This is a genomic window from Flectobacillus major DSM 103 (genome assembly GCF_000427405.1).
GTDB lineage: Bacteria > Bacteroidota > Bacteroidia > Cytophagales > Spirosomataceae > Flectobacillus > Flectobacillus major.
This window is the reverse complement of record NZ_KE386491.1, coordinates 4,655,992-4,675,796: the sequence shown is the minus strand read 5'-3', so window position 1 is coordinate 4,675,796 and position 19,805 is coordinate 4,655,992. Positions and strand designations below refer to the sequence as shown.

Annotated in this window: 18 protein-coding genes, 1 pseudogene and 1 riboswitch; of the genes and pseudogenes, 10 read left to right on the top strand and 9 right to left on the bottom strand. The window is 37.6% G+C overall.

Translation table 11 applies throughout. The features are described 5' to 3' along the window. Positions 1-45: 45 nt before the first annotated feature. From thiH to thiS, 6 genes are all read right to left on the bottom strand, one after another. Positions 46-1,164, bottom strand: a complete 1,119-nt coding sequence (gene thiH / locus FLEMA_RS73955) for a 2-iminoacetate synthase ThiH (RefSeq protein ID WP_044173502.1) — start codon at positions 1,162-1,164, stop codon at positions 46-48. 39 nt (positions 1,165-1,203) lie between these two features. Then, entirely contained in the window at positions 1,204-1,971 is a 768-nt protein-coding gene (locus FLEMA_RS73950) for a thiazole synthase (protein ID WP_044175217.1), read from the bottom strand. Positions 1,972-2,164: 193 nt separating this feature from the next. After that, complete coding sequence (locus tag FLEMA_RS73945) at positions 2,165-2,821, bottom strand: thiamine phosphate synthase (protein WP_044173500.1); 657 nt, start codon at positions 2,819-2,821, stop codon at positions 2,165-2,167. A 23-nt stretch (positions 2,822-2,844) separates the two neighbouring features. After that, positions 2,845-3,465 carry a thiamine phosphate synthase gene (locus FLEMA_RS73940; protein WP_052354257.1) on the bottom strand — a complete coding sequence of 207 codons (621 nt, stop codon included), beginning with the start codon at positions 3,463-3,465 and terminating at the stop codon, positions 2,845-2,847. Positions 3,466-3,514: 49 nt separating this feature from the next. Then, positions 3,515-5,374, bottom strand: coding sequence for a phosphomethylpyrimidine synthase ThiC (gene thiC, locus FLEMA_RS73935; RefSeq protein ID WP_044173497.1), 1,860 nt, complete (start codon positions 5,372-5,374; stop codon positions 3,515-3,517). Positions 5,375-5,431: 57 nt separating this feature from the next. Next, complete coding sequence (thiS, locus tag FLEMA_RS73930; protein WP_044173495.1) at positions 5,432-5,635, bottom strand: sulfur carrier protein ThiS; 204 nt, start codon at positions 5,633-5,635, stop codon at positions 5,432-5,434. Positions 5,636-5,856: 221 nt separating this feature from the next. Then, positions 5,857-5,952: riboswitch (TPP riboswitch) on the bottom strand. A 177-nt stretch (positions 5,953-6,129) separates the two neighbouring features. On the opposite strand from thiS, the gene FLEMA_RS73925 reads away from it, so the two are divergent. Then, a complete protein-coding gene (locus FLEMA_RS73925; protein WP_044173492.1) occupies positions 6,130-7,167 on the top strand; it encodes a 2-hydroxyacid dehydrogenase in 1,038 nt (345 codons plus the stop codon). 95 nt (positions 7,168-7,262) lie between these two features. Here the strand turns inward: FLEMA_RS73925 and FLEMA_RS73920 are convergent, their stop codons facing one another. Continuing rightward, entirely contained in the window at positions 7,263-7,565 is a 303-nt protein-coding gene (locus FLEMA_RS73920; protein ID WP_144080154.1) for a hypothetical protein, read from the bottom strand. 384 nt (positions 7,566-7,949) lie between these two features. On the opposite strand from FLEMA_RS73920, the gene FLEMA_RS73915 reads away from it, so the two are divergent. The 7 genes and pseudogenes from FLEMA_RS73915 (at position 7,950) to FLEMA_RS73900 (ending at position 14,777) form a co-directional block, all read left to right on the top strand. Then, positions 7,950-8,195, top strand: a complete 246-nt coding sequence (locus tag FLEMA_RS73915) for a helix-turn-helix transcriptional regulator (RefSeq protein ID WP_044173489.1) — start codon at positions 7,950-7,952, stop codon at positions 8,193-8,195. Between the two features lie 141 nt (positions 8,196-8,336). After that, positions 8,337-8,477 (top strand): hypothetical protein, encoded by a 141-nt coding sequence (locus tag FLEMA_RS76990; RefSeq protein WP_159102725.1) that lies wholly within the window; start codon positions 8,337-8,339, stop codon positions 8,475-8,477. A 17-nt stretch (positions 8,478-8,494) separates the two neighbouring features. Then, positions 8,495-8,626: a hypothetical protein gene (locus FLEMA_RS77295; RefSeq protein ID WP_262486525.1), complete on the top strand. Its 132-nt coding sequence runs from the start codon at positions 8,495-8,497 to the stop codon at positions 8,624-8,626. Between the two features lie 62 nt (positions 8,627-8,688). Next, positions 8,689-11,088: a DUF5686 family protein gene (locus FLEMA_RS0152905; protein WP_044173485.1), complete on the top strand. Its 2,400-nt coding sequence runs from the start codon at positions 8,689-8,691 to the stop codon at positions 11,086-11,088. Between the two features lie 43 nt (positions 11,089-11,131). Continuing rightward, complete coding sequence (locus FLEMA_RS73910; RefSeq protein WP_044173483.1) at positions 11,132-11,377, top strand: YbaB/EbfC family nucleoid-associated protein; 246 nt, start codon at positions 11,132-11,134, stop codon at positions 11,375-11,377. 75 nt (positions 11,378-11,452) lie between these two features. Beyond that, positions 11,453-13,608, top strand: a pseudogene (locus FLEMA_RS73905) (peptidase domain-containing ABC transporter). Between the two features lie 11 nt (positions 13,609-13,619). Further along, on the top strand, positions 13,620-14,777 hold the full coding sequence (locus FLEMA_RS73900) for an HlyD family secretion protein (protein ID WP_044173480.1): 1,158 nt from the start codon (positions 13,620-13,622) through the stop codon (positions 14,775-14,777). Between the two features lie 130 nt (positions 14,778-14,907). Here FLEMA_RS73900 and FLEMA_RS73895 read toward each other — a convergent pair whose 3' ends face one another. Continuing rightward, the gene (locus FLEMA_RS73895) at positions 14,908-15,762 is read right to left on the bottom strand and encodes an aldo/keto reductase (protein ID WP_044173477.1); all 855 of its coding nucleotides are present in this window, start codon (positions 15,760-15,762) and stop codon (positions 14,908-14,910) included. 4 nt (positions 15,763-15,766) lie between these two features. Then, entirely contained in the window at positions 15,767-16,681 is a 915-nt protein-coding gene (locus tag FLEMA_RS73890) for a helix-turn-helix domain-containing protein (RefSeq protein ID WP_044175211.1), read from the bottom strand. Between the two features lie 346 nt (positions 16,682-17,027). Between FLEMA_RS73890 and FLEMA_RS0152830 the strand changes: the two genes are divergently transcribed. Both FLEMA_RS0152830 and FLEMA_RS0152825 read left to right on the top strand, forming a co-directional pair. Then, positions 17,028-17,495, top strand: a complete 468-nt coding sequence (locus FLEMA_RS0152830; protein WP_026997193.1) for a (2Fe-2S)-binding protein — start codon at positions 17,028-17,030, stop codon at positions 17,493-17,495. A gap of 9 nt (positions 17,496-17,504) precedes the next feature. Then, positions 17,505-19,751, top strand: coding sequence for a xanthine dehydrogenase family protein molybdopterin-binding subunit (locus FLEMA_RS0152825; RefSeq protein WP_026997192.1), 2,247 nt, complete (start codon positions 17,505-17,507; stop codon positions 19,749-19,751). Positions 19,752-19,805: the final 54 nt, after the last annotated feature.

Sequence of the window (19,805 nt, the reverse complement as noted above, 5' to 3'; positions counted from 1 at the left end):
CTTCTATGGCAAGATACACTTGTAATAATAACCAACAATACATCGCTACTTTTTGTACAAAGCTATATCCCAATTTTTCCAAACGGCCTCATAGCCTTGTTGCTGAATCATTTGGGCTATTTCGTGGGGTGTTCGCTCATCGCTGATTTCAAATTGCTCCAAAGATTCTGGTTCGACAACATAGCCTCCTGGGTTGGTTTTAGAGCCAGCACTTATCGAAGTAATACCAAGCTTGATTATATTATTTCTAAAAATCTCATTTTCTCGGGTCGAAATAGATAGCTCTACCTCTTCGTTCAAAATACGGTAGGCACATATCAGTTGAACCAACTCACGGTCAGGCATTTCTACTTTGGGTTCTAAACCTCCCGAAAACGGCCGTAGACGTGGAAATGAAATGGAATAGGTACTCTGCCAGTAGTATTTTTCGAGGTAATCCAGATGCAAGGCTGTATAAAAACAATCTACTCGCCAATCCTCCAAACCAATCAATACTCCCAAACCCATTTTGTGTATTCCTGCCTTTCCAAGTCTATCGGGCGTTTGGATTCGGTACTGAAAATTTGACTTTTTACCTTTTGGATGGTGCTTTTTATAATCATCTTCGTGGTAAGTTTCCTGATACACCAGTACCGTGTGCACGCCCTCGGCTTTTAGTAGCTCATATTCATCTTGGTCGAGTGGCTGTACTTCTATCGAAATTTGGGCAAAGTAAGGTTTTATCAACCGTACTACCCTTTGCAAATAGTCGACACCGACAGTTTGATTGGCCTCGCCTGTTACCAATAAAATATGTTCATAGCCCATCCTTTTTAGCACCGCTATTTCTTGTAAAATTTCTGAGTCGTTCAGCGTTTTCCTTCTGATTTTGTTATCAAAACTAAAGCCACAATAAGTACAAATATTCTGGCATTCGTTAGATAAGTACAGCGGAACATACATCTGAATGGTTTTGCCAAAACGCTTTTGGGTAAGCCTATGACTAAGCTGTGCCATTTCCTCCAAAAAGGGAGCTGCCGCAGGTGAAATTAAGGCTTTAAAATCTTCTAAATCACGACGACCAGCTTTTTGCAAAGCCTTTTGTACATCCTTGGCCGTTTTTTGGTAAATACTTTTCTTGACTGCCTCCCAAGAATATTGCTGAAATATTTGATAAAAATCCATACTTGTTCCTATTTGATTAATCGGGGCAACCCCTTGGTATTACCAATTCAAAAAGCTGGTAAGCGGACTACTTGCAATAGCCTGTGCCGATATAGGAGCTAACTTAGCCTCATAGGCCATTCGGCCAGCCTCTACAGCCATTTTAAAGGCCTTTGCCATCTGAACAGGATTATGCGAAACCGCAATAGCCGTATTAACCAACACGGCATCGGCCCCTATTTCCATAGCCTTGGCGGCATCGGAAGGCGAGCCTATACCAGCATCCACCACCACTGGCACACGACTTTGCTCTATAATAATATCAAGAAAATCAATCGTTTTCAGTCCTTTGTTACTCCCAATAGGCGACCCCAAAGGCATTACGGCGGCTACCCCAACGTCTTCTAGTCGCTTACACAAAACGGGGTCGGCATGAATATAGGGCATTACCACAAAACCCAATTTCACCAACGCTTCGGCGGCTTGCAGTGTTTCGATAGGGTCGGGCATCAAATATTTAGGATCGGGGTGAATTTCTAGCTTGAGCCAATTGGTTTCGAGAGCCTCACGGGCTAGCTGAGCAGCAAAAATAGCCTCTTTGGCATTTCTAACACCAGAGGTATTGGGCAACAGATTGAACTGTGAATGGTGTAAGTACGACAAAATATCGTCTTCTTTTTCCTGTAAATTTACCCTTTTCAAGGCCACTGTTACCAATTCTGAACCCGAAGCCAAAAGGCTTTCTTCCATCAGGGCCGAAGAGCTAAACTTTCCTGTACCTGTAAAAAGCCTAGACTCAAATACTTTATCTGCTATTGTTAAAGCCATTTTTGTTAAAATCTTTGTGTTAAATGATAAAGCCTCCAAAAACAGCTTTAACTTTTGTAACTGGCACATCTATTTGCCAGTTAATGGGAAAATAATTATTGAGGAAGGTTTGATTTATTCAAGAACAATCCCTCATATTCTTTCATCTTAAAACTTCTGGTATGAGCTTATCTTAAAACAAATCCCATAATTGTTATGAATGCCTTGTTATTTTGTGCGTATTGTACAGTGTTTCAAGAAAATCCTGTGTGGTTGATACTGGGTTTTCAGACAAGTTGATGACCGATGACACCGCCACACCATGAAGCCCAACAGCAAGCAAATCGGGAATATCGTTGAGCAAAACGCCTCCAATACCCACAATCGGCACTTGGAATGGCCATGTTTGATATTCTTTAAAAATGGATTGATAGCCTTGTAGTCCTAAAATAGGGCTTAAATTCTTTTTGGTTTTGGTAAACCGATAAGGCCCTAGCCCAATATACTGTACTGTACCCGTTTTTAGTAATTCGTTGATATCTTCGAGTGTATTGGCAGTTCCTCCAATAATAAACTCATTACCCAAAATAGCACGAGCCTTTAACGGAGGCATATCTGTTTTTCCTAAATGTACCCCATCGGCCTGAATTTTTAGGGCTAATGCTGGATTATCGTTGATAATCAATTTTGTACCAAAATGCTTACAAACTTCCTGTGTTTTCAAAGCAGTATTGTACCATTCCTCGGCCGTTTGATTCTTGACCCGAAGTTGTACCCAATTAGCCCCACCTTCACAGGCTTTTCTTGCTTGTTCCCAATGGGGTATATGTACTAAATCTTGTGTGATATAATGGAGTTTGGCGATATTCATTTGATATAATAGTAAAAGTAAGCTTAAAAAGCACGACAAAATGCCTGAAATGCTGCTGTAGGGTTATCGGCTTGCCAAATCGTACCTAATAAAGCCACGCCGTGAAGCCCTATATTTTTCAGGGCAGCAATAGCATTGATTTGGATACCCCCCAAAGCAACAATGGGTGGTATTTTGGCTTGGTGAAAAATAAAGTCCTCCACCTCACTCACATTGATTGAGCCAAAATAGCTTGGTTTTGAAATACTGTCGAAAAAAGGGCTAAGAAATACATAGTCCAATGTACTGGGAAGACGCTGTATTTCGGCAAAACTATGTGTAGAAGCACTGATACTCAGACCTCTTTTTTGGAGAGGCCTGATATACTCTTTTAGTGTACCTTGTTCTTGTAATTCTTCCCAAACATGGCTAGTGAGGTGAATCCCCCTAATGTTGTATTTGGCCATTAGTTGATAATGACTATGCAAAACAACCCTTTTGAGATATTGAGGAGCAATAGCCCGAAGAAAACTTTCTAGCTCGGCCAACGAAGCCGATGGTTTACGAATATGCAGAATCTCTAGCCCTGCCTCAAACAAGGATTCAACAACAGTTACCTCGTTTTCGATAAACTGAGGTTCGGTGATAACGATAATTTTCTTCATAATACTAGTTGTTCAGGTCTCTATGGCCAAAATTGGTTTATACGTTGGTTTACCAATATACCTTCGCTCCTTTTTCAACGAAGATTTTGGCTTGTTCTTGCATTCCTAAGCCTAAAGCTTCTTCATCACTAATTCCTTGGCTTTGGGCATATTCTCTTACCTCTTGGGTTATTTTCATAGAACAAAAGTTGGGGCCACACATAGAGCAAAAATGGGCGATTTTAGCTCCTTCGGCTGGAAGGGTTTCGTCGTGGTATTCACGAGCGGTGTCGGGGTCGAGTGAAAGGTTAAACTGGTCGTCCCAACGAAACTCAAAGCGGGCTTTGCTAAGAGCATTGTCACGTACCTGAGCCCCCACGTGTCCTTTGGCCAAATCGGCAGCATGAGCTGCAATTTTGTAAGTAATCACCCCATCTTTTACGTCTTTTTTGTTGGGTAGCCCCAAGTGCTCTTTGGGTGTAACATAACAAAGCATGGCACAGCCAAACCACCCAATCATAGCCGCCCCAATACCCGACGTAATATGGTCGTAGCCAGGTGCAATATCGGTGGTTAATGGCCCCAAAGTATAAAATGGAGCTTCGTCGCACGCTTTGAGTTGCTTGTCCATATTTTCCTTAATCAAGTGCATAGGCACATGCCCAGGGCCTTCTATCATTACCTGAATATCGTGCTTCCATGCAATTTTGGTAAGCTCGCCCAAAGTTTCCAACTCGCCAAATTGAGCTTCGTCGTTGGCATCGGCAATACTACCAGGGCGTAGGCCATCGCCCAACGAAAAGCTCACATCGTAGGCTTTCATAATTTCACAAATTTCTTCAAAGTGAGTATACAAAAAGTTTTCTTTGTGATGTGCCAAACACCATTTGGCCATAATACTCCCTCCTCTGGACACAATCCCTGTAACTCGCTTGGCCGTAAGTGGTACATAACGAAGTAGTACTCCAGCATGAATCGTAAAATAATCGACACCTTGTTCGGCTTGCTCAATAAGGGTATCTCTGAATAGCTCCCATGTTAGGGCTTCGGCTTTTCCTCCTACTTTTTCTAAAGCCTGATAAATGGGTACTGTACCAATAGGCACAGGCGAATTGCGAATAATCCACTCTCGTGTTTCATGGATATTTTTCCCTGTCGATAAATCCATGATGGTGTCGGCACCCCAACGGCAAGCCCAAACGGCTTTTTCTACTTCTTCTTCTATACTTGAGCTAACCGCCGAGTTACCTATATTGGCATTGATTTTTACCAAAAAGTTACGTCCAATAATCATGGGTTCGCTTTCGGGGTGGTTAATATTCGTAGGAATAATGGCTCGCCCTGCGGCTATTTCTTGTCGGACAAATTCGGGTGTAATAGCTCCCTTTGGTGTATTTGCTCCAAAGCTGTATCCTGCATGTTGATGTCCTAGTTGTTGTATTTCTTCAATTTTTTGGTTTTCACGAATGGCAATATATTCCATTTCGTGCGTAATAATTCCTTTGCGGGCATAATGTAGCTGTGTAACATTTTTGCCTTTTTGAGCACGACGTGGATTCGATAGGTAGTTAAACCGTAGCTCATCTAGCGATTGCATAGCCAAGCGTGCTTGTCCATATTCCGACGAAATACCTGTAAGCTGTTCGGTATCGTTTCTATTGATAATCCAATTTTCACGAAGTTTGGGCAATCCTTTTCTTACGTCTATCTCGATATTGCTATCGGTATAAGGCCCAGAGGTATCATAAACCGTTACAGAAGGATTTTTCGTAAAAACCCTTCCATTGATTTTGGTGTCGGTAAGGGATATTTCACGCATAGCCACTTCTATGTCATGGATTTGTCCTTTTACATAAATTTTCTTTGAGTTGGGAAACGGAGTTCTGCTAATGGCCTGTTCGCTTGGCTGACTTTCTTGGTATTTTTTCATGAAAATATTGAGGTTGAGTAAAACGAAATAAGATAGTGTCGGAAAAATGCCCTATTATTACCCACCTTGACTGGCCCTAATTATGGTAATATGGTCGTTGTGCGAAAAACGATAATTTGCCCAGGCAGTTTTGGGCAAAACCCAATCATTGACAGCAATGGCCAAACCTTTGAGATGTGTGAGTTGCTGCTCGTTTAAGAGCATTGCCACGGTAACTTCTTCTGGAAAATCTAATGCTTGATTATTGACAAAAAGGGTCATAATTGTTTAGGGTTTAAAACAACAACAGACCTCTAGGAGCAAGTGAAATAATCCTTGAATCTAAAAAAGATAGAAAAGAGTAAGCCCATCGACACAGCCATACATAACATATACCGTAAATACCCCCAGCAAAGGGTCATAAAATCTACCAGCAATATGACTTGATGAAAAACAGCTTGTGTTGAGCTTTTCTGAAAAATAACCCAGTTATTCTCAAAAAGGTAATCGGCTCTGCTTTTTCCTTCGCAACCATTACGTTGTTCAGGTTCAAAGGGTATAATCTCAGCCCGTATATTAAGGCACCCCTAAAGTCTGCGACAAACTTACTGTAGTATTCTGAAAGATAAAAGCAATTGGTATTTTTTATTATAGAATAAGCCTGTGTTATATTTTTGGGGTATCTGACGATTGCTTGCTAGGTAGCTGATTATTATCATGGAACACCCCCCCAGAATACCTGTATCTTTGGGTAATCATTCAAAATATCCCTGCGTATGAAAGCTTTAATTTATAGTACCAAAGAATTTGAAAAATCGTATTTGTTAGATGCCAATCAACAAAAACATGATTTAACGGTAACCAGCAAACCGCTCAATCTTGATACTGCTAGTATGGCCAAAGGATACGATGCTGTGGTACTATTTACCAATGACGATGCTTCTGGTGATGTACTTCGCAAATTACATCAAGTGGGTGTCCAATACGTAGCCACACGTTCGGTAGGTATCGACCACATTGACTTAAAGGTAGCCAGTGAATTAGGTATCAGAATTGCCAATGTTCCACATTATTCGCCCAATTCAGTAGCCGAACATACGGTGGCATTAATGCTGGCGTTGAACAGGAAATTAATTATAGCCAACGCCAAATCGCACGCTTATCAGTTTGAACTAAGTAGTTTGATTGGCTTTGATATGTACCAAAAAACAGTAGGTATTATTGGCTTGGGTACTATTGGTGGCGTTGTAGCTGATATTCTGAAAGGCTTTGGCTGTAAATTATTGGTGTACGACAACTATGTGAAAAACTACCGTACATCGACCGAGCAAATGAAATTTGTAGAATTGGACGAACTTCTGGCGGCTTCCGATATTATTACATTACATGCCCCACTTACCGACGAAACCAAGCATTTGATTAGCAAGCCTCAGCTTGAACTGATGAAAAAAAATGTAATGCTTATCAACACTAGCCGTGGAGGGCTACTCAATACGGTTGATGTATTAGAAGCCTTACGAGACAGGAAAATCGGCTACTTAGGACTCGATGTTTATGAAAATGAGCGAGGTATTTTCTTCAAAAACCATTTTCCAACTGAAGGGAAGGACAAACTCTTAACCGATTTGATGAACTTTAATAATGTACTTGTTACAGGGCATCAGGCATTTTTGACCAACGAGGCTCTCACCAATATAGCAGACAAAACTATTCAAAACCTAAACGAATGGGAAATGGCCACACCAGAAGAATGCAATGCCAAAATAGGTCGTATCTTAGATTTAGATGCACTTATTCACAATGAATTACTTTAGGGGAAGAAGAACAAGGTAAAATCCTCTTAGTTGCAAAACCACTAGCTCAGCGACTAAGAGGAATATACTCATCAAGAAAGTCTGAACTGAATTTATTATAACCTATTAATGATATCTACCTCCTCCACAGTTATTATTTCTACTGTATTCAAATCTTCATTTTCATCATCGTTTATTTTCCGAAAACCTATTTCAAAGCTACCTTCTTCAGTATAAATATAACTTCTACAAAAGGAGCAATAAACAATAGGCAAATTTAAGCCATTGATTAACTCGTCTCGATATTTGTACCATGCACGCTCGGTAACGCCCAGTTTTTGAGAGAGTTCCTTAGGTGTTCCTGTTGCTTTTAACTTTATAAGCCTATCTAAGTAGATAAGACGTTGGCAAATTTTCAAAATCATAAGTGTATTTTTAAGTGAAGAGTACTATTTTTTACAGGCAGTCTATAGCCAATAGGTATTCATATTATTTAGTTATTCCTATCTTTTACCACTCCCAAATGTACTTCAAATATATTTCCCAAGATAGCCTGTTACAAATTTTCAGCGTATTTATTTAAAATATTTAGTCGAATTTCCATATACCAATCACATATTTATATCCATTTTTCACCCTCAATATATCAACCCCTAATTGTTTTTTTATAAAATCTTCCTACTGAACTCTCAGTTCAGTGACTTTTTATAGGTTTGTACACAAAGTTGAGCTTTCAACAGCCTTTTCAGTAACGCTTAGCAATAAGCTCAGCTATCTATAACCCTACATAATTTGTAAACTATATGAATCTAAAACTTTTAAACACCATTGAATCGGATATACATTTCACTCGACAGGAAATAAAAGTTCTTAAACTTGCTTCTGAAGGAATTACCAATAATGAGATTGGTGCTATGCTTTGCATAGCTGAAAGTACTGTAAAATGCCATCGAAAAAATATTATGCAAAAAGCGGGAATCAAAGGAAAAAGTAAAATGATGAAGTTTTTATTAAAGATAAATATGGAATCGACTACCAAAGCTCTATAAAATTACTACTAAAATCCTACTTTGGTAGGATTTACTTTTAAGCCAAACTGTCAGAACTTCGTACTGTTAGTTGCAACGACAGGTGGAAGCCGAAAAGACCTTTGATTGAGTAGGCATTTTTATTTTTTAAGATTTAAAAACATGAAAAATTTGGCATTAGAAAATTATGGTGTAGATACACTAAATTTTGATGAAATGTTATGTATTGATGGCGGTAGCTGGTGGGGAAAACTCGGAGAAGTTTTAATGGTCGTGGGAATTATTCTTTGTATTTTATTGTAATTTAAAACTAAAAAAATATGAAATTAAATTTTGAACAATACGAAACAACAGAACTTTCTCATACTGAAATGGTGGAGACAACTGGCGGCTTTTGGTGGCTGATTCTTATAGGAGCAATCATTTATGTCGCTGACCATTGGAATGATTAATAATTTCTTAACCAGTGGCTGCTTGATTTAAGTAGTCATTGGTTTTAAAAAATAAGATACTAATGAAATTTAAAAACACCGTTTTTCTTGTGCTAACCCTATTTTTAAATCAGGCAATTGCACAAAAAATCAAAATCATAGACCAAAATACTCAACAAGCCATTCCTTTTGTTAATATTCAAGCATTAGGTACTAAAAATGGGCTTTCTTCAAATATTGATGGTGTAATTTTATTAGATAATAAATTTAAAGGTGGCATTCTGATTAGTCATGTCAGTTACCAAACACTGCGTTTGTCAAGTCCTTATCCGTCTGTCATAAAACTTGTTTCCAAAGAGAATATTTTGTCTGAAATTATAGTCAATAATTTTAATCCTGCTTTTAGCATTATTAAAAAAGCGGTTTCAAATAGAGACAATAATAACCCTAAGAAGTTAAATTCATTTAGCCATTATGCTTATTCTAAACTTTCTACGGAATTGGTATCTGCTGATTCTCTACAAAAACGGAAAGACCAGTATTTTTTAATGAGTGAATCTCGAACTAAGCATCAATTTCTACAACCAAATTTTGAAGAAGAAACTATCATTTCACATAAAACATCTGGAATAAAAAACCCTTTATTTTCCTCTATACTTACCGATTTTCAGCCATTTAGTTTTTATGATGAGCTTATTCATTTAAAGATTGACAATAAATATTATCTAAACCCAATTAGTCAGAATAGTTGGAAGAAATATGATTTTGTATTGTCAGACACAATCGTTAATGCCAACGATACGACTTTTGTAATTGCATTTTCGCCAAAAACCTCGACTACTTTTGAAGGATTTAAAGGATTACTTCATATCAATACTGATGGCTATGCCATTGAAAATATTAGTGCTGAAACAGCGAATATAAATTCAACCATGATTTTCAGAATGCAACAACATTATGAGAAAGTTGAAAACCACTGGTTTCCTAAACAACAAAATACGGAATTAATTGTAAATGTATCTGTACCAAATAAAGCTGCGAAAAATGCGAAACAAATGTATGTGCGAAGAGTGATTAAATATACTCATAAAACCTATATGTCTGATATACAAATAAATAACCCGATTAAAAAAACAGATTTTTCTGGATTAAGTAGGGTTATTAATTCCAAAAGCTATCAAGCGGATGAAAGTTTTTGGAATAAATACAGGTCAGACAGTCTTAATTTAAAAGAGCAAAATACCTATAAATTTTATGAATCCCTGCCAGCTAATAAATTAGAAAAGATGGATAGAATGTTTGATTTAATGGAAACGTTTATTTCGGGATATATTCCTTTTCATAAGTTTCAAATTCCTCTAAATACTTTATTCGACCAAAATAATTATGAAGGGATAAGGATTGGATTTGGACTGAATACTGGAAAAATATTATCTGAAAGATTATCTGCCGAAGGGTATTTGGGGTATGGTTTTAAGGATAAAGCCTTTAAATATGGCTTTTCGACTCGTTTAAATGTTAAGAACACAAATACATTTTTGCAAGCCTCTTTCAAGCAAGATGTTGTTGAACCTTGTGGTAATGAGTTAGATTTTGGAAGAAAAAATAATCTATTGGATTTTGGTTTTCGTAATTTTTTGATTGAGCGTATGGACAGTGTTCAGCAAGCTAAAATATCATTTCAAACGCCCATTTCAAGAAATGGATTAGTACAAATGAGTTTTACTAATGAAACCCGAAATCCTGCATATCCTTATCAATTTAAGGAAAATGCTAGTAAATTTTCTACTGAATCATTCAAAATAAGTGCTTTACAAGTAGGGTTTCGTTGGGCTTGGGGTGAGAAATTTGCTCAGTTAAGTCAAGTAATCTATCAATCTGAACCTGCCAAAGCAATTTTGCAATGCTCTTTCGAGAAAGGCTTAAACAGAGTTCTAAATTCTCAATTTGATTATACTAAAATAAATCTCAGTTTTCAACAACAGTTAGTTCATCGAATTTTGGGAAAGACCTTTTATCAATTGAAATTCTCAAAAATTTGGGGAGATTTGCCCTATTCATATCTAATAAATGGTGCGGGGAGTTCTAATAGATTAGGTTATCTAATGATTCCTAATACTTTTCAAACGATGGGCTTGTATGAATTTACATCTGACCAACAAGCCAGTTTATTAATTCAACAAAATATAGGAAGGCTATTTCTGAGCAAGAAAGCATCTTTCCAGCCCGAATTAATTATCTCACAAGGCGTAAGTTATGGCAGTCTTAGAAATCCACAAAATCATCAAGGATTGGACACTAAAAGTTTGGACAAGGGCTATTTTGAATCAGGTCTATCATTAAATAAACTACTTAGAATCAAATATTTACAAGTAATCTATTTAGATTTTGGTATCGGTGCATTTATCAGATATGGAAATAATTCGTTTTCAAAAATGAATGATAATCTAACTTTTAGATGGAGTTTTGGAGCATCTTTTTGAGTTAGTTTTTTAAAATATTTCAATCAATTTAAACTTTTCTAACATGACCCCACAACAAATCGCTCAATTTCAAAATCAACTTCTTTCGATGGAAGAAGTGGTTACCTCCAATGATAATAAAATTACTATTTCTATCAATGGTCAATGTAGAATCCAAAACATCAATTTTGCTGAAAATATAACTATTGCAGAGATAAAATCTACACTCCCTTCTGTTATTAATCAAGGTTTAACACAAATGGGACAAAAAGTTCAACAATTATTGATGATACATAAACAAATCGTTTAACTGTCTAAATCCTAAAGTTCACCTTAATCCTATTACTCCTCCACAGCCTACACGGTTGGTTATTCTGAAAACACCATGAACAAGAAAATCCTCATAAAACAACACGACATTACCGATTGTGGTGCTGCCTGTTGGCTTCGGTAGCAGCTTTTTATAAGCTACAACTGCCAATTGCTCGTATTCGTCAGTATGCTAGTACCGATAAAAAAGGTACAAATGTTTTGGGGATGATTGAGGCAGCTCAGCAATTGGGGTTTCAAGCAAAAGGTGTTAGAGGTACACTGGAGAGTTTAAGCAAAATTCCCAAACCTGCTATTGCTCATGTAATCATAAAGGAAACGCTGCACCATTTTGTGATTATTTATGAGGTTTCATCTACTCACATAAGCGTAATGGATCCAGGCGATGGACGTATGCACAAAAAGACCATTGAGGAGTTCACCAAAGAATGGACGGGCGTTTTGGTATTGCTTTTGCCCGATGAACAATTCAAAACGGGCAATGAAAAAATTTCTTCGCTTCGGAGATTTTGGTTTTTGCTACAACCTCACAAAACTGTCATGCTTCAAGCCCTTTTTGGAGCTGTGATTTATACAACTTTAGGGCTTTCTACCTCTATTTATATTCAAAAAATTACGGATTATGTCATTCCAGAGAGTAATCAAAACTTATTGAATTTACTCAGTATTGGAATGATTTTGATACTCTTATTACAAATACTAGTTGGTACAATCAAATCTGTTTTTGCATTAAAAACAGGTCAGCAGATTGATGCAAGGCTTATTTTGGGGTATTACAAACATCTTCTACAATTGCCCCAACAGTTTTTTGATACTATGCGAGTAGGGGAAATTATCTCTCGGATAAATGATGCGGTCAAGATTCGAGTTTTTATTAACGATGTAGCTCTTAGTCTGATTGTCAATATTTTTATTGTACTATTTTCGTTTGGATTGATGTTCACTTATTATTGGAAATTGGCTTTGATTATGTTGGCTATTATCCCTTTGTATGTGAGTATTTATGTGATAGTCAATAAAATAAATCGTCGTCAGCAACGAAAATTAATGGAAAAATCAGCTGATTTAGAATCCCAATTGGTCGAATCTATTACCTCTGTAGCTACCATTAAACGTTTTGGAGTAGAGCAGTTTGCCAATATCAAGACTGAAACTCGTTTTATTACCATGCTTCGTACCATCCTTGAAGTAAGCATGAGTAGCATTTATGCGGGTACAGCTAATGAAGTTATATCCCGATTATTCACCATTATTTTATTGTGGGCAGGAGGTTATTTTGTCATTCAAAATGAAATTACAGCTGGCGAATTATTATCTTTCTACGCTCTAATTGGCTATTTTACGGGGCCAGCAGGACAATTAATTACCGCCAATCGAACCATTCAAGAGGCATTAATTGCAGCAGACCGTTTATTTGAAATCATGGATTTGGAACGAGAAGAAACCTCTGAAAAAGTAAGTTTAATGTCCGATTTGATAGGCGATATTTTGTTTAAAAACGTATCATTTCGTTATGGTTCAAGGGTACAAGTATTCAATGATTTGACTATTACCATTCCCAAAGGGAGAATCACCGCCATTGTGGGTGAAAGTGGTTCGGGTAAGTCCACCTTGATTTCTCTACTTCAAAATCTTTACCCTTTACAGTCAGGTAGCGTGATGATTGGAAATTTTGATATTCGTCATGTAAAAAATGAAAGTCTCCGTCAGAAAGTGGCAGTTGTTCCTCAACAAACCGACCTATTTTCTGGAAATTTTATTGATAACATAGCCCTTGGAGATTATGCTCCTAATATGCCTAAAATCCTACAAATTTGCGAAGAATTGGGCATTACGGAGTTTGTCCAAAAACTCCCACAAGGTTTTGGGACTTATATTGGAGAGAACGGAACGAGCCTTTCAGGTGGTCAACGCCAACGAATTGCTATCGCCAGAGCTTTATACCGAGACCCTGAGATTTTGATGTTAGATGAAGCCACATCTGCTTTAGATAGTATTTCGGAACAATACGTCCAAAGAGTCATTCAACGACTACGAAACCAACAAAAGACTATAATAATTATTGCTCATCGTCTCAGTACTATCAAAAATGCAGATAAAATTATTGTTCTTGAAAATGGGAAACTTGTAGAAGAAGGTTCACATGAAGAAATTTTACAGAACAATTCTGCATATAGTCGTCTATGGAAACAACAATTTGAATTAGTTTAAATATTAGTCCTATGCAATCTCAGCTTTTCCCACCTGAAATTATTGAAAATACTATCGAATCTTATTTGCCAAGTGTTTCGATAAGAAGTCAGTCTATTTTTATGCTTGTTTTGTTAGCCATTATTGGAGCTTTTGCTGCTACTCCATTCATTTTCGTTGATGTATCAGTCCAAAGTAATGGGATTATCAGAACAGTAGCCGATAAGACCGAAATACATTCCTTAGTTTCGGGTTTAATTGCTGATGTAAGGGCAAAAGAAAATACACTAATCGTTCAGGGACAGCCCCTTTTTGTTCTTAAAACAGATGTTTTGGATACAAAAATTCGATTGAACACTCACCAACAACATGAAAAAACACAACTAATCCAAGACCTATTCTTATTAGTAAAAATTGATTCATCTTCGATTCTAAAGATAAAAGGTTTAACGTCTCCATTATACACTCAACAGTATAATCAGTTTAAATACACACTTCAAGAAAATATCCAACACCAACGCAAAGTCAAGAAGGAGTTAGATACTGACCGAACTCTATATAGAGAAAAAGTGATTGCGATGCGTGAATTTGACGAAAAAGAATATGCTTATAATCAACTACTTGCGGAGTTCCGTTCAAGTACTGAAAAGCAAATTACGCTTTGGCAATCTGATTTGAGCCACTATCAGATTGAGCTTACAGAATTGCAAGCAATCCAAAAACAATTATTAGAAGAAAAGGAACAGTATGTAATTAAAGCATCTGCTACTGGTACTATCCAACAGTTGACAGGTAAGTATATAGGGAGTAGTGTACAGGCAGGAGAAAATTTAGGTATTATTTCCCCTGATTCAAATTTACTAGTTGAGTGCTATGTGAATCCACAGGATATTGGTTTCCTGAGAAAAGGGATGCAAGCTAATTTTCAAATAAATAGCTTTAATTACAATCAATGGGGTTTGGCAGGTGGAAAGATTATAAGTATCGCCAACGATTTTGTTATCCAGAGCCAACAGCCCGTTTTCAAAGTTCAATGTTCATTAGATAATACGTTCCTTAAATTAAAAAATGGATATATTGGTCAATTCAAAAAAGGAATGAACCTTAGAGCACGATTTATAATTACACAAAGAAGTCTTTATCAATTAATGTATGATAAAGTGGATGATTGGGTAAATCCTAAAATTTAATCTGTTTGAGGTATTTAAGACATATATTTTCACTATCATGAACCTAGTTAAGAGAATAGTAAATGAGGATTTAATTATTTTACCTTTACACACTATTTTTTGAGTCAAAGCCCTTGTTAAACCCCCTCCTCTAAATATCCAATTTTCTATTGCCCATCCACTTAATAATTTCGGGGTTGCGATGGTCGAAAAAGAGACTTGTTTTGGTATCTAAATTTTTGATACTTTCCATGTCGGCTTCATCAAGTTCAAAATCTAAGCTATTAAAGTTTTCCGCCATTCTTTCTTTACGAACCGACTTTGGAATAACAACGACGTTCCTTTGGGTTAGCCATCTCAGAATGATTTGAGCCACACTCTTATTATATTTTGCTGAAAAAGAACGTAATAATTCATTCTGGAAAATATTGTTTTTCCCTTCTGCAAAAGGCCCCCAAGATTCTATCTGAACATTATTTTCTTTTAAAAACGTTTGGTTATCTACTTGCTGGCAGAAAGGATGTGTTTCTACTTGGTTTACTGCTGGTGGCGTTTCTCCTCCAAACATTAATAAATCCATAATTCTGTCGGGCTGGAAATTAGAAACGCCAATGGCTCTGATTTTACCTTCTTTATAAAGTTCTTCCATCGCTCGCCACGAGCCAAAAACATCGCCGTAAGGTTGGTGAATCAAGTATAAATCTAAATACTCTAATTGTAATCGCTCTAAAGATTTATGAAAAGCCAATTTTGTTTTTTCGTAGCCTGTATCTTGAACCCAAAGTTTGGTCGTAATAAAAAGTTCTTCTCTGGCTACGCCACAGTTTTTGATAGCCGTTCCTACCGCTTGTTCGTTCATGTAAGATGCAGCAGTGTCGATTAGGCGATAACCCGTTTCTATGGCATCAATCACCGTCTTTTCACATTCATTAGCATCTGGAATTTGGAACACACCAAAGCCTAATATTGGCATTGCGATTCCGTTGTTTAGTTTTACTGATTGCATGATTTTAGTTTAAATGCTTATATTCATTTGGCGTACATCCTACTCGTTGTTTAAACAATCTGGTAAAATGCTGTGGGTACTTAAAGCCCAATTCGTAGGCAATTTCATTCACGGTTTTATCGCCTGCATACACTTTATTTTTAGCTATTTCAATCGTTTTGTTCAGGATATATTCTTTTGCGGTTTGTCCTGTTTCTTTTTTAATTAAATCACCAAAATAGTTAGCAGATAAATGAAGTTCATCGGCACAATAAGCCACTGAAGGCACACCAATACTTTGCGGTTTTTCAGATAGAAAATAGTTATTCAGCAAGTCTTCAAATTTTGTTAAAATTCCTCTATTAACATTATCCCTAGTAATAAACTGACGGTCGTAAAATCGTTCACAATAGTTGAGAAACAATTCTATATTAGAGGTTATGAGTTTCTTGCTATGCTTGTCAACGGGCTGTTTTAGTTCTAATTCAATTTTGGCTAAAAGGTCTAAAACCAATTGGCGTTCATCGTCTGAAATATGTAATGCTTCGTTGGTTTTATAGCTAAAAAAATTATAGTCGTTGATAGTTTTGGCAAGAATTGTTCCGTGTATTAAGTCAGGATGAAAAACCAAACCATAACCCATAGGCTGATAAGTTATCCCCTGATTCTCTACTTCCATCACTTGCCCTGGAGCAAAAAACACCAAAGTACCCGCCTGATAGTCGTAATAATCTCGCCCATAGCGAATATCGCCACACTTCACATCTTTCAGGTAAATACAATATAATCCGTACTGAAACTTAATAGTTTTGGCTTCTGTACCCCAATTTCTTTTAGTAGCTTTTGAAAAATCTATCACACTCACCAAAGGGTGTAGTGTTTTGTGATTATTGTCAGCATTGTAGCTACTGATATTGTTTATTGGATATAAAATTTCCATTTTTTTAGTATTTGAAACAAAAGTACTCATTCTCTTAGGACTATCTTAAAGCATAGATTTCAATCAGTGAAAATGGTAGAAAAAGCAGTAATTTTTATACTATCCTCTGGTAGTAAAGTCTCTACTTTTGTATTATAGAATCATCTTTTCTAGTCTCATACTTTTAATCATTAATGTACCATTCATCTTTGCTCAACAGAGTACTGAGGCTATCTAAAATCATAATTCCTCTTTTACTCCAACTAAAGTGCTTATTTGATTTTCGTAAGCTTTCATTTGAAAATCATTATTTTTTATATATTTATTCCTATATTTTTGTTAGATTCTAAAAAGCAAACTTAATAAGATGGCAAAATATTCGCTAAAAATAAACGGAAAAACAAAGCACGTAGATGTTGATTCGTCAACCCCAGTTTTATGGGTTTTACGTGACTACCTTAATATGCCTGGCACTAAGTTTGGCTGTGGTATGGCTCAATGTGGTGCTTGTACCATTCATGTAGATGGAAATGCAACTCGTTCATGTGTATTGCCTGTGTCAGCTATTGGTAAATCTGCCATTACCACAATTGAAGGCTTATCTGAAACAGGTACGCATCCTGTTCAACAAGCATGGCTCGAACACGATGTTGCTCAGTGTGGTTATTGCCAAAGTGGGCAAATAATGTCGGCATCAGCCTTACTGAAAAGTAATCCTAAGCCAACCGATGAAGATATTGACAACGCTATGAGTGGAAATATTTGCCGTTGTGGTACTTATCTCAGAATTAAAGAAGCAATCAAAACGGCAGCTAAAACATCAAACGCTAAATAGGAAAAGACTATGAAAAATATAAAATCACACAGTAGAAGAGATTTCTTACGGTCTTCTGCATTGGCAGGTGGTGGGCTCATGCTGAGTTTTAGTTGGTTAGTCAATGCTCAAGCTGCCGACAAAATGGCTACAATGAATTTGCCAGACCAATGGAATGAACTCAACGGTTATATCAAAATTACACCCGATAATGTTATCAAAATTATTTGTCCAAATCCCGAATTTGGTCAAAATGTCATGACTTCGCTCCCGATGATGGTAGCCGAAGAATTGGACGTAGATTGGAAAAACGTGGTCGTAGAAATGGGACCACACGATAACGTAAAATTAGGAATGCAATTCACAGGCGGTAGTAATTCTGTAAGAATGTACTGGAAACCTTTGAGAAACGCAGGAGCTTCGGCAAGACAAATGCTTATTGAGGCGGCGGCTCAGACGTGGGGCGTACCAGCCAGTGAAATTACAACCCAAGCAGGTGTTTTGTCGCATTCAAGCGGAAAATCGGCAAAGTATGGCGAAATGGCGAGCAAGGCGGCTACTATTCCCGTTCCGAAAGAAGTACAACTAAAAACGCCAAAAGATTTTTCTATCGTTAGTCATTCAAAGAAAAATACAGAAGGAGTAAAAGTAGTTACGGGAAAACCGCTTTTTGGCATAGATTATAAAGTTGACGGAATGCTCATTGCCATGATTCAGCATCCGCCTGCTTTTGGGATGAAACTCAAATCCTTTGATGCTTCCCAAGCTTTAAAAATGCCGGGAATCAAGGATATTTTTAGCTTCAAACTCTATGACGATGGTTTTGAACAAGGTGGTTTTGATACCCGTACTTCCAACGAAATGATTGCCATTGTGGGTAAATCTACTTGGGAAGTAATGAACGCTCGTAAAAAAATCAAAGCCCAATGGGAACCCACTGGCGACATCAAAGAAACCATGATGGGACGAGGGGGAAAAAGAGAAGTAACCATTCCAGGAAGGTTAGAAACCACAAGCGACCAATTGGCATTAATGGCTGAATATGCTAAAAAACCAGCACAGCAATTAAGAAAAGATGGCGACCCAGAAACGGCTTTCAAAAATGCCGCTCTGGTGATTGAACGGACTTATAACGCTCCGTTTTTGGCCCATAATACCATGGAGCCGATGAACTTCTTCGCCCATGTTTCAGAAGATAAAGCTTTGGTAGCTGGGCCTTTACAAGCACCGGGCTGGATGGAGCCAACACTTTCAAAAATCTTGAATTTACCTGCCGATAAAATAGAGATTCAGATGACCCGTATGGGCGGTGGTTTTGGTCGTAGAGCTTATGGGCAATATGTGTACGAAGCGGCTCGCATCTCTCAACGCCTGAAAGCTCCTGTCAAATTGATTTATACCCGTGAAGACGATATGACTTACGGCATCTATCGCCCGATGTACACGGCTACTTACCGTGCGGCTTTAGACGCAAACAAAAACCTGATTGCTTTTCACGTAAAAGGGGGCGGTATTCCCGAAAATCCTATTCATGCCAATCGTTTCCCTGCTGGTGCGGTGGATAATTATTTGGCTGAGGCTTGGGAAATTCCTTCTAATATTACCATTGGGGCTTTCCGAGCACCTCGCTCAAACTTCAACGCTGCGGCCGAACAGTCATTTTTAGACGAAGTAGCCGAAGCGATGGGCAAAGACCCAATCGCCTTTCGTCTGGATTTATTGAAACGTGCCAAAGAAAATCCAGTAGGTAAAAACAACGAATACGATGCCGACCGATACGCTGGCGTATTGGAATTGCTTAGAGAAAAATCGGGCTGGGACAAACCCGAAAATAAGGGTAAAAAGCGTGGTGTAGCCGCTTATTTCTGTCATAATTCTTACGCTGGTCATGTGGTGGATATAGTCATGCGTGACGGTCAGCCTTATGTTGAAAAAGTGACCAGTGCCATTGATTGCGGTATTGTCGTAAACCCCGATGCCGCCAAAAACATGGTACAAGGAGCAGTTGTGGATGGCATCGGTAATGCGTTTTACGGGGCATTGACCCACAAAAACGGAGCAGCCGAACAAAGTAATTTCCATAATTACCGCATCATTCGTCATAACGAAGCACCCAAAGAAATAGACGTTCATTTTGTACAAAACAACATCGACCCAACGGGTCTTGGCGAGCCGCCTTTCCCTCCTGTGTTCGGAGCTGTTGCCAATGCTTTGTATAAATCTACTGGTAAAAGGTATTACAATCAGCCTTTTGGTACTGATGCTACAAAATTGTAGTCTGTTAGTGGGTGTTACCTTAATTTATTCAACAAAAATGGCTTCCTCAACTAA

Coding starts and splice junctions, on each gene's coding strand:
- thiS (WP_044173495.1), bottom strand. CDS start 5,635: ATGACCCTTTTTGTCAATAATCAAGCATTAGATTTTCCAGAAGAAGTT.
- FLEMA_RS73925 (WP_044173492.1), top strand. CDS start 6,130: ATGAAAGCTTTAATTTATAGTACCAAAGAATTTGAAAAATCGTATTTG.
- FLEMA_RS0152905 (WP_044173485.1), top strand. CDS start 8,689: ATGAAATTTAAAAACACCGTTTTTCTTGTGCTAACCCTATTTTTAAAT.
- FLEMA_RS0152830 (WP_026997193.1), top strand. CDS start 17,028: ATGGCAAAATATTCGCTAAAAATAAACGGAAAAACAAAGCACGTAGAT.
- FLEMA_RS73915 (WP_044173489.1), top strand. CDS start 7,950: ATGAATCTAAAACTTTTAAACACCATTGAATCGGATATACATTTCACT.
- FLEMA_RS73890 (WP_044175211.1), bottom strand. CDS start 16,681: ATGGAAATTTTATATCCAATAAACAATATCAGTAGCTACAATGCTGAC.
- FLEMA_RS73950 (WP_044175217.1), bottom strand. CDS start 1,971: ATGGCTTTAACAATAGCAGATAAAGTATTTGAGTCTAGGCTTTTTACA.
- FLEMA_RS73900 (WP_044173480.1), top strand. CDS start 13,620: ATGCAATCTCAGCTTTTCCCACCTGAAATTATTGAAAATACTATCGAA.
- FLEMA_RS73945 (WP_044173500.1), bottom strand. CDS start 2,821: ATGAATATCGCCAAACTCCATTATATCACACAAGATTTAGTACATATA.
- FLEMA_RS76990 (WP_159102725.1), top strand. CDS start 8,337: ATGAAAAATTTGGCATTAGAAAATTATGGTGTAGATACACTAAATTTT.
- FLEMA_RS73895 (WP_044173477.1), bottom strand. CDS start 15,762: ATGCAATCAGTAAAACTAAACAACGGAATCGCAATGCCAATATTAGGC.
- FLEMA_RS73910 (WP_044173483.1), top strand. CDS start 11,132: ATGACCCCACAACAAATCGCTCAATTTCAAAATCAACTTCTTTCGATG.
- FLEMA_RS77295 (WP_262486525.1), top strand. CDS start 8,495: ATGAAATTAAATTTTGAACAATACGAAACAACAGAACTTTCTCATACT.
- FLEMA_RS0152825 (WP_026997192.1), top strand. CDS start 17,505: ATGAAAAATATAAAATCACACAGTAGAAGAGATTTCTTACGGTCTTCT.
- thiC (WP_044173497.1), bottom strand. CDS start 5,374: ATGAAAAAATACCAAGAAAGTCAGCCAAGCGAACAGGCCATTAGCAGA.
- FLEMA_RS73940 (WP_052354257.1), bottom strand. CDS start 3,465: ATGAAGAAAATTATCGTTATCACCGAACCTCAGTTTATCGAAAACGAG.
- thiH (WP_044173502.1), bottom strand. CDS start 1,164: ATGGATTTTTATCAAATATTTCAGCAATATTCTTGGGAGGCAGTCAAG.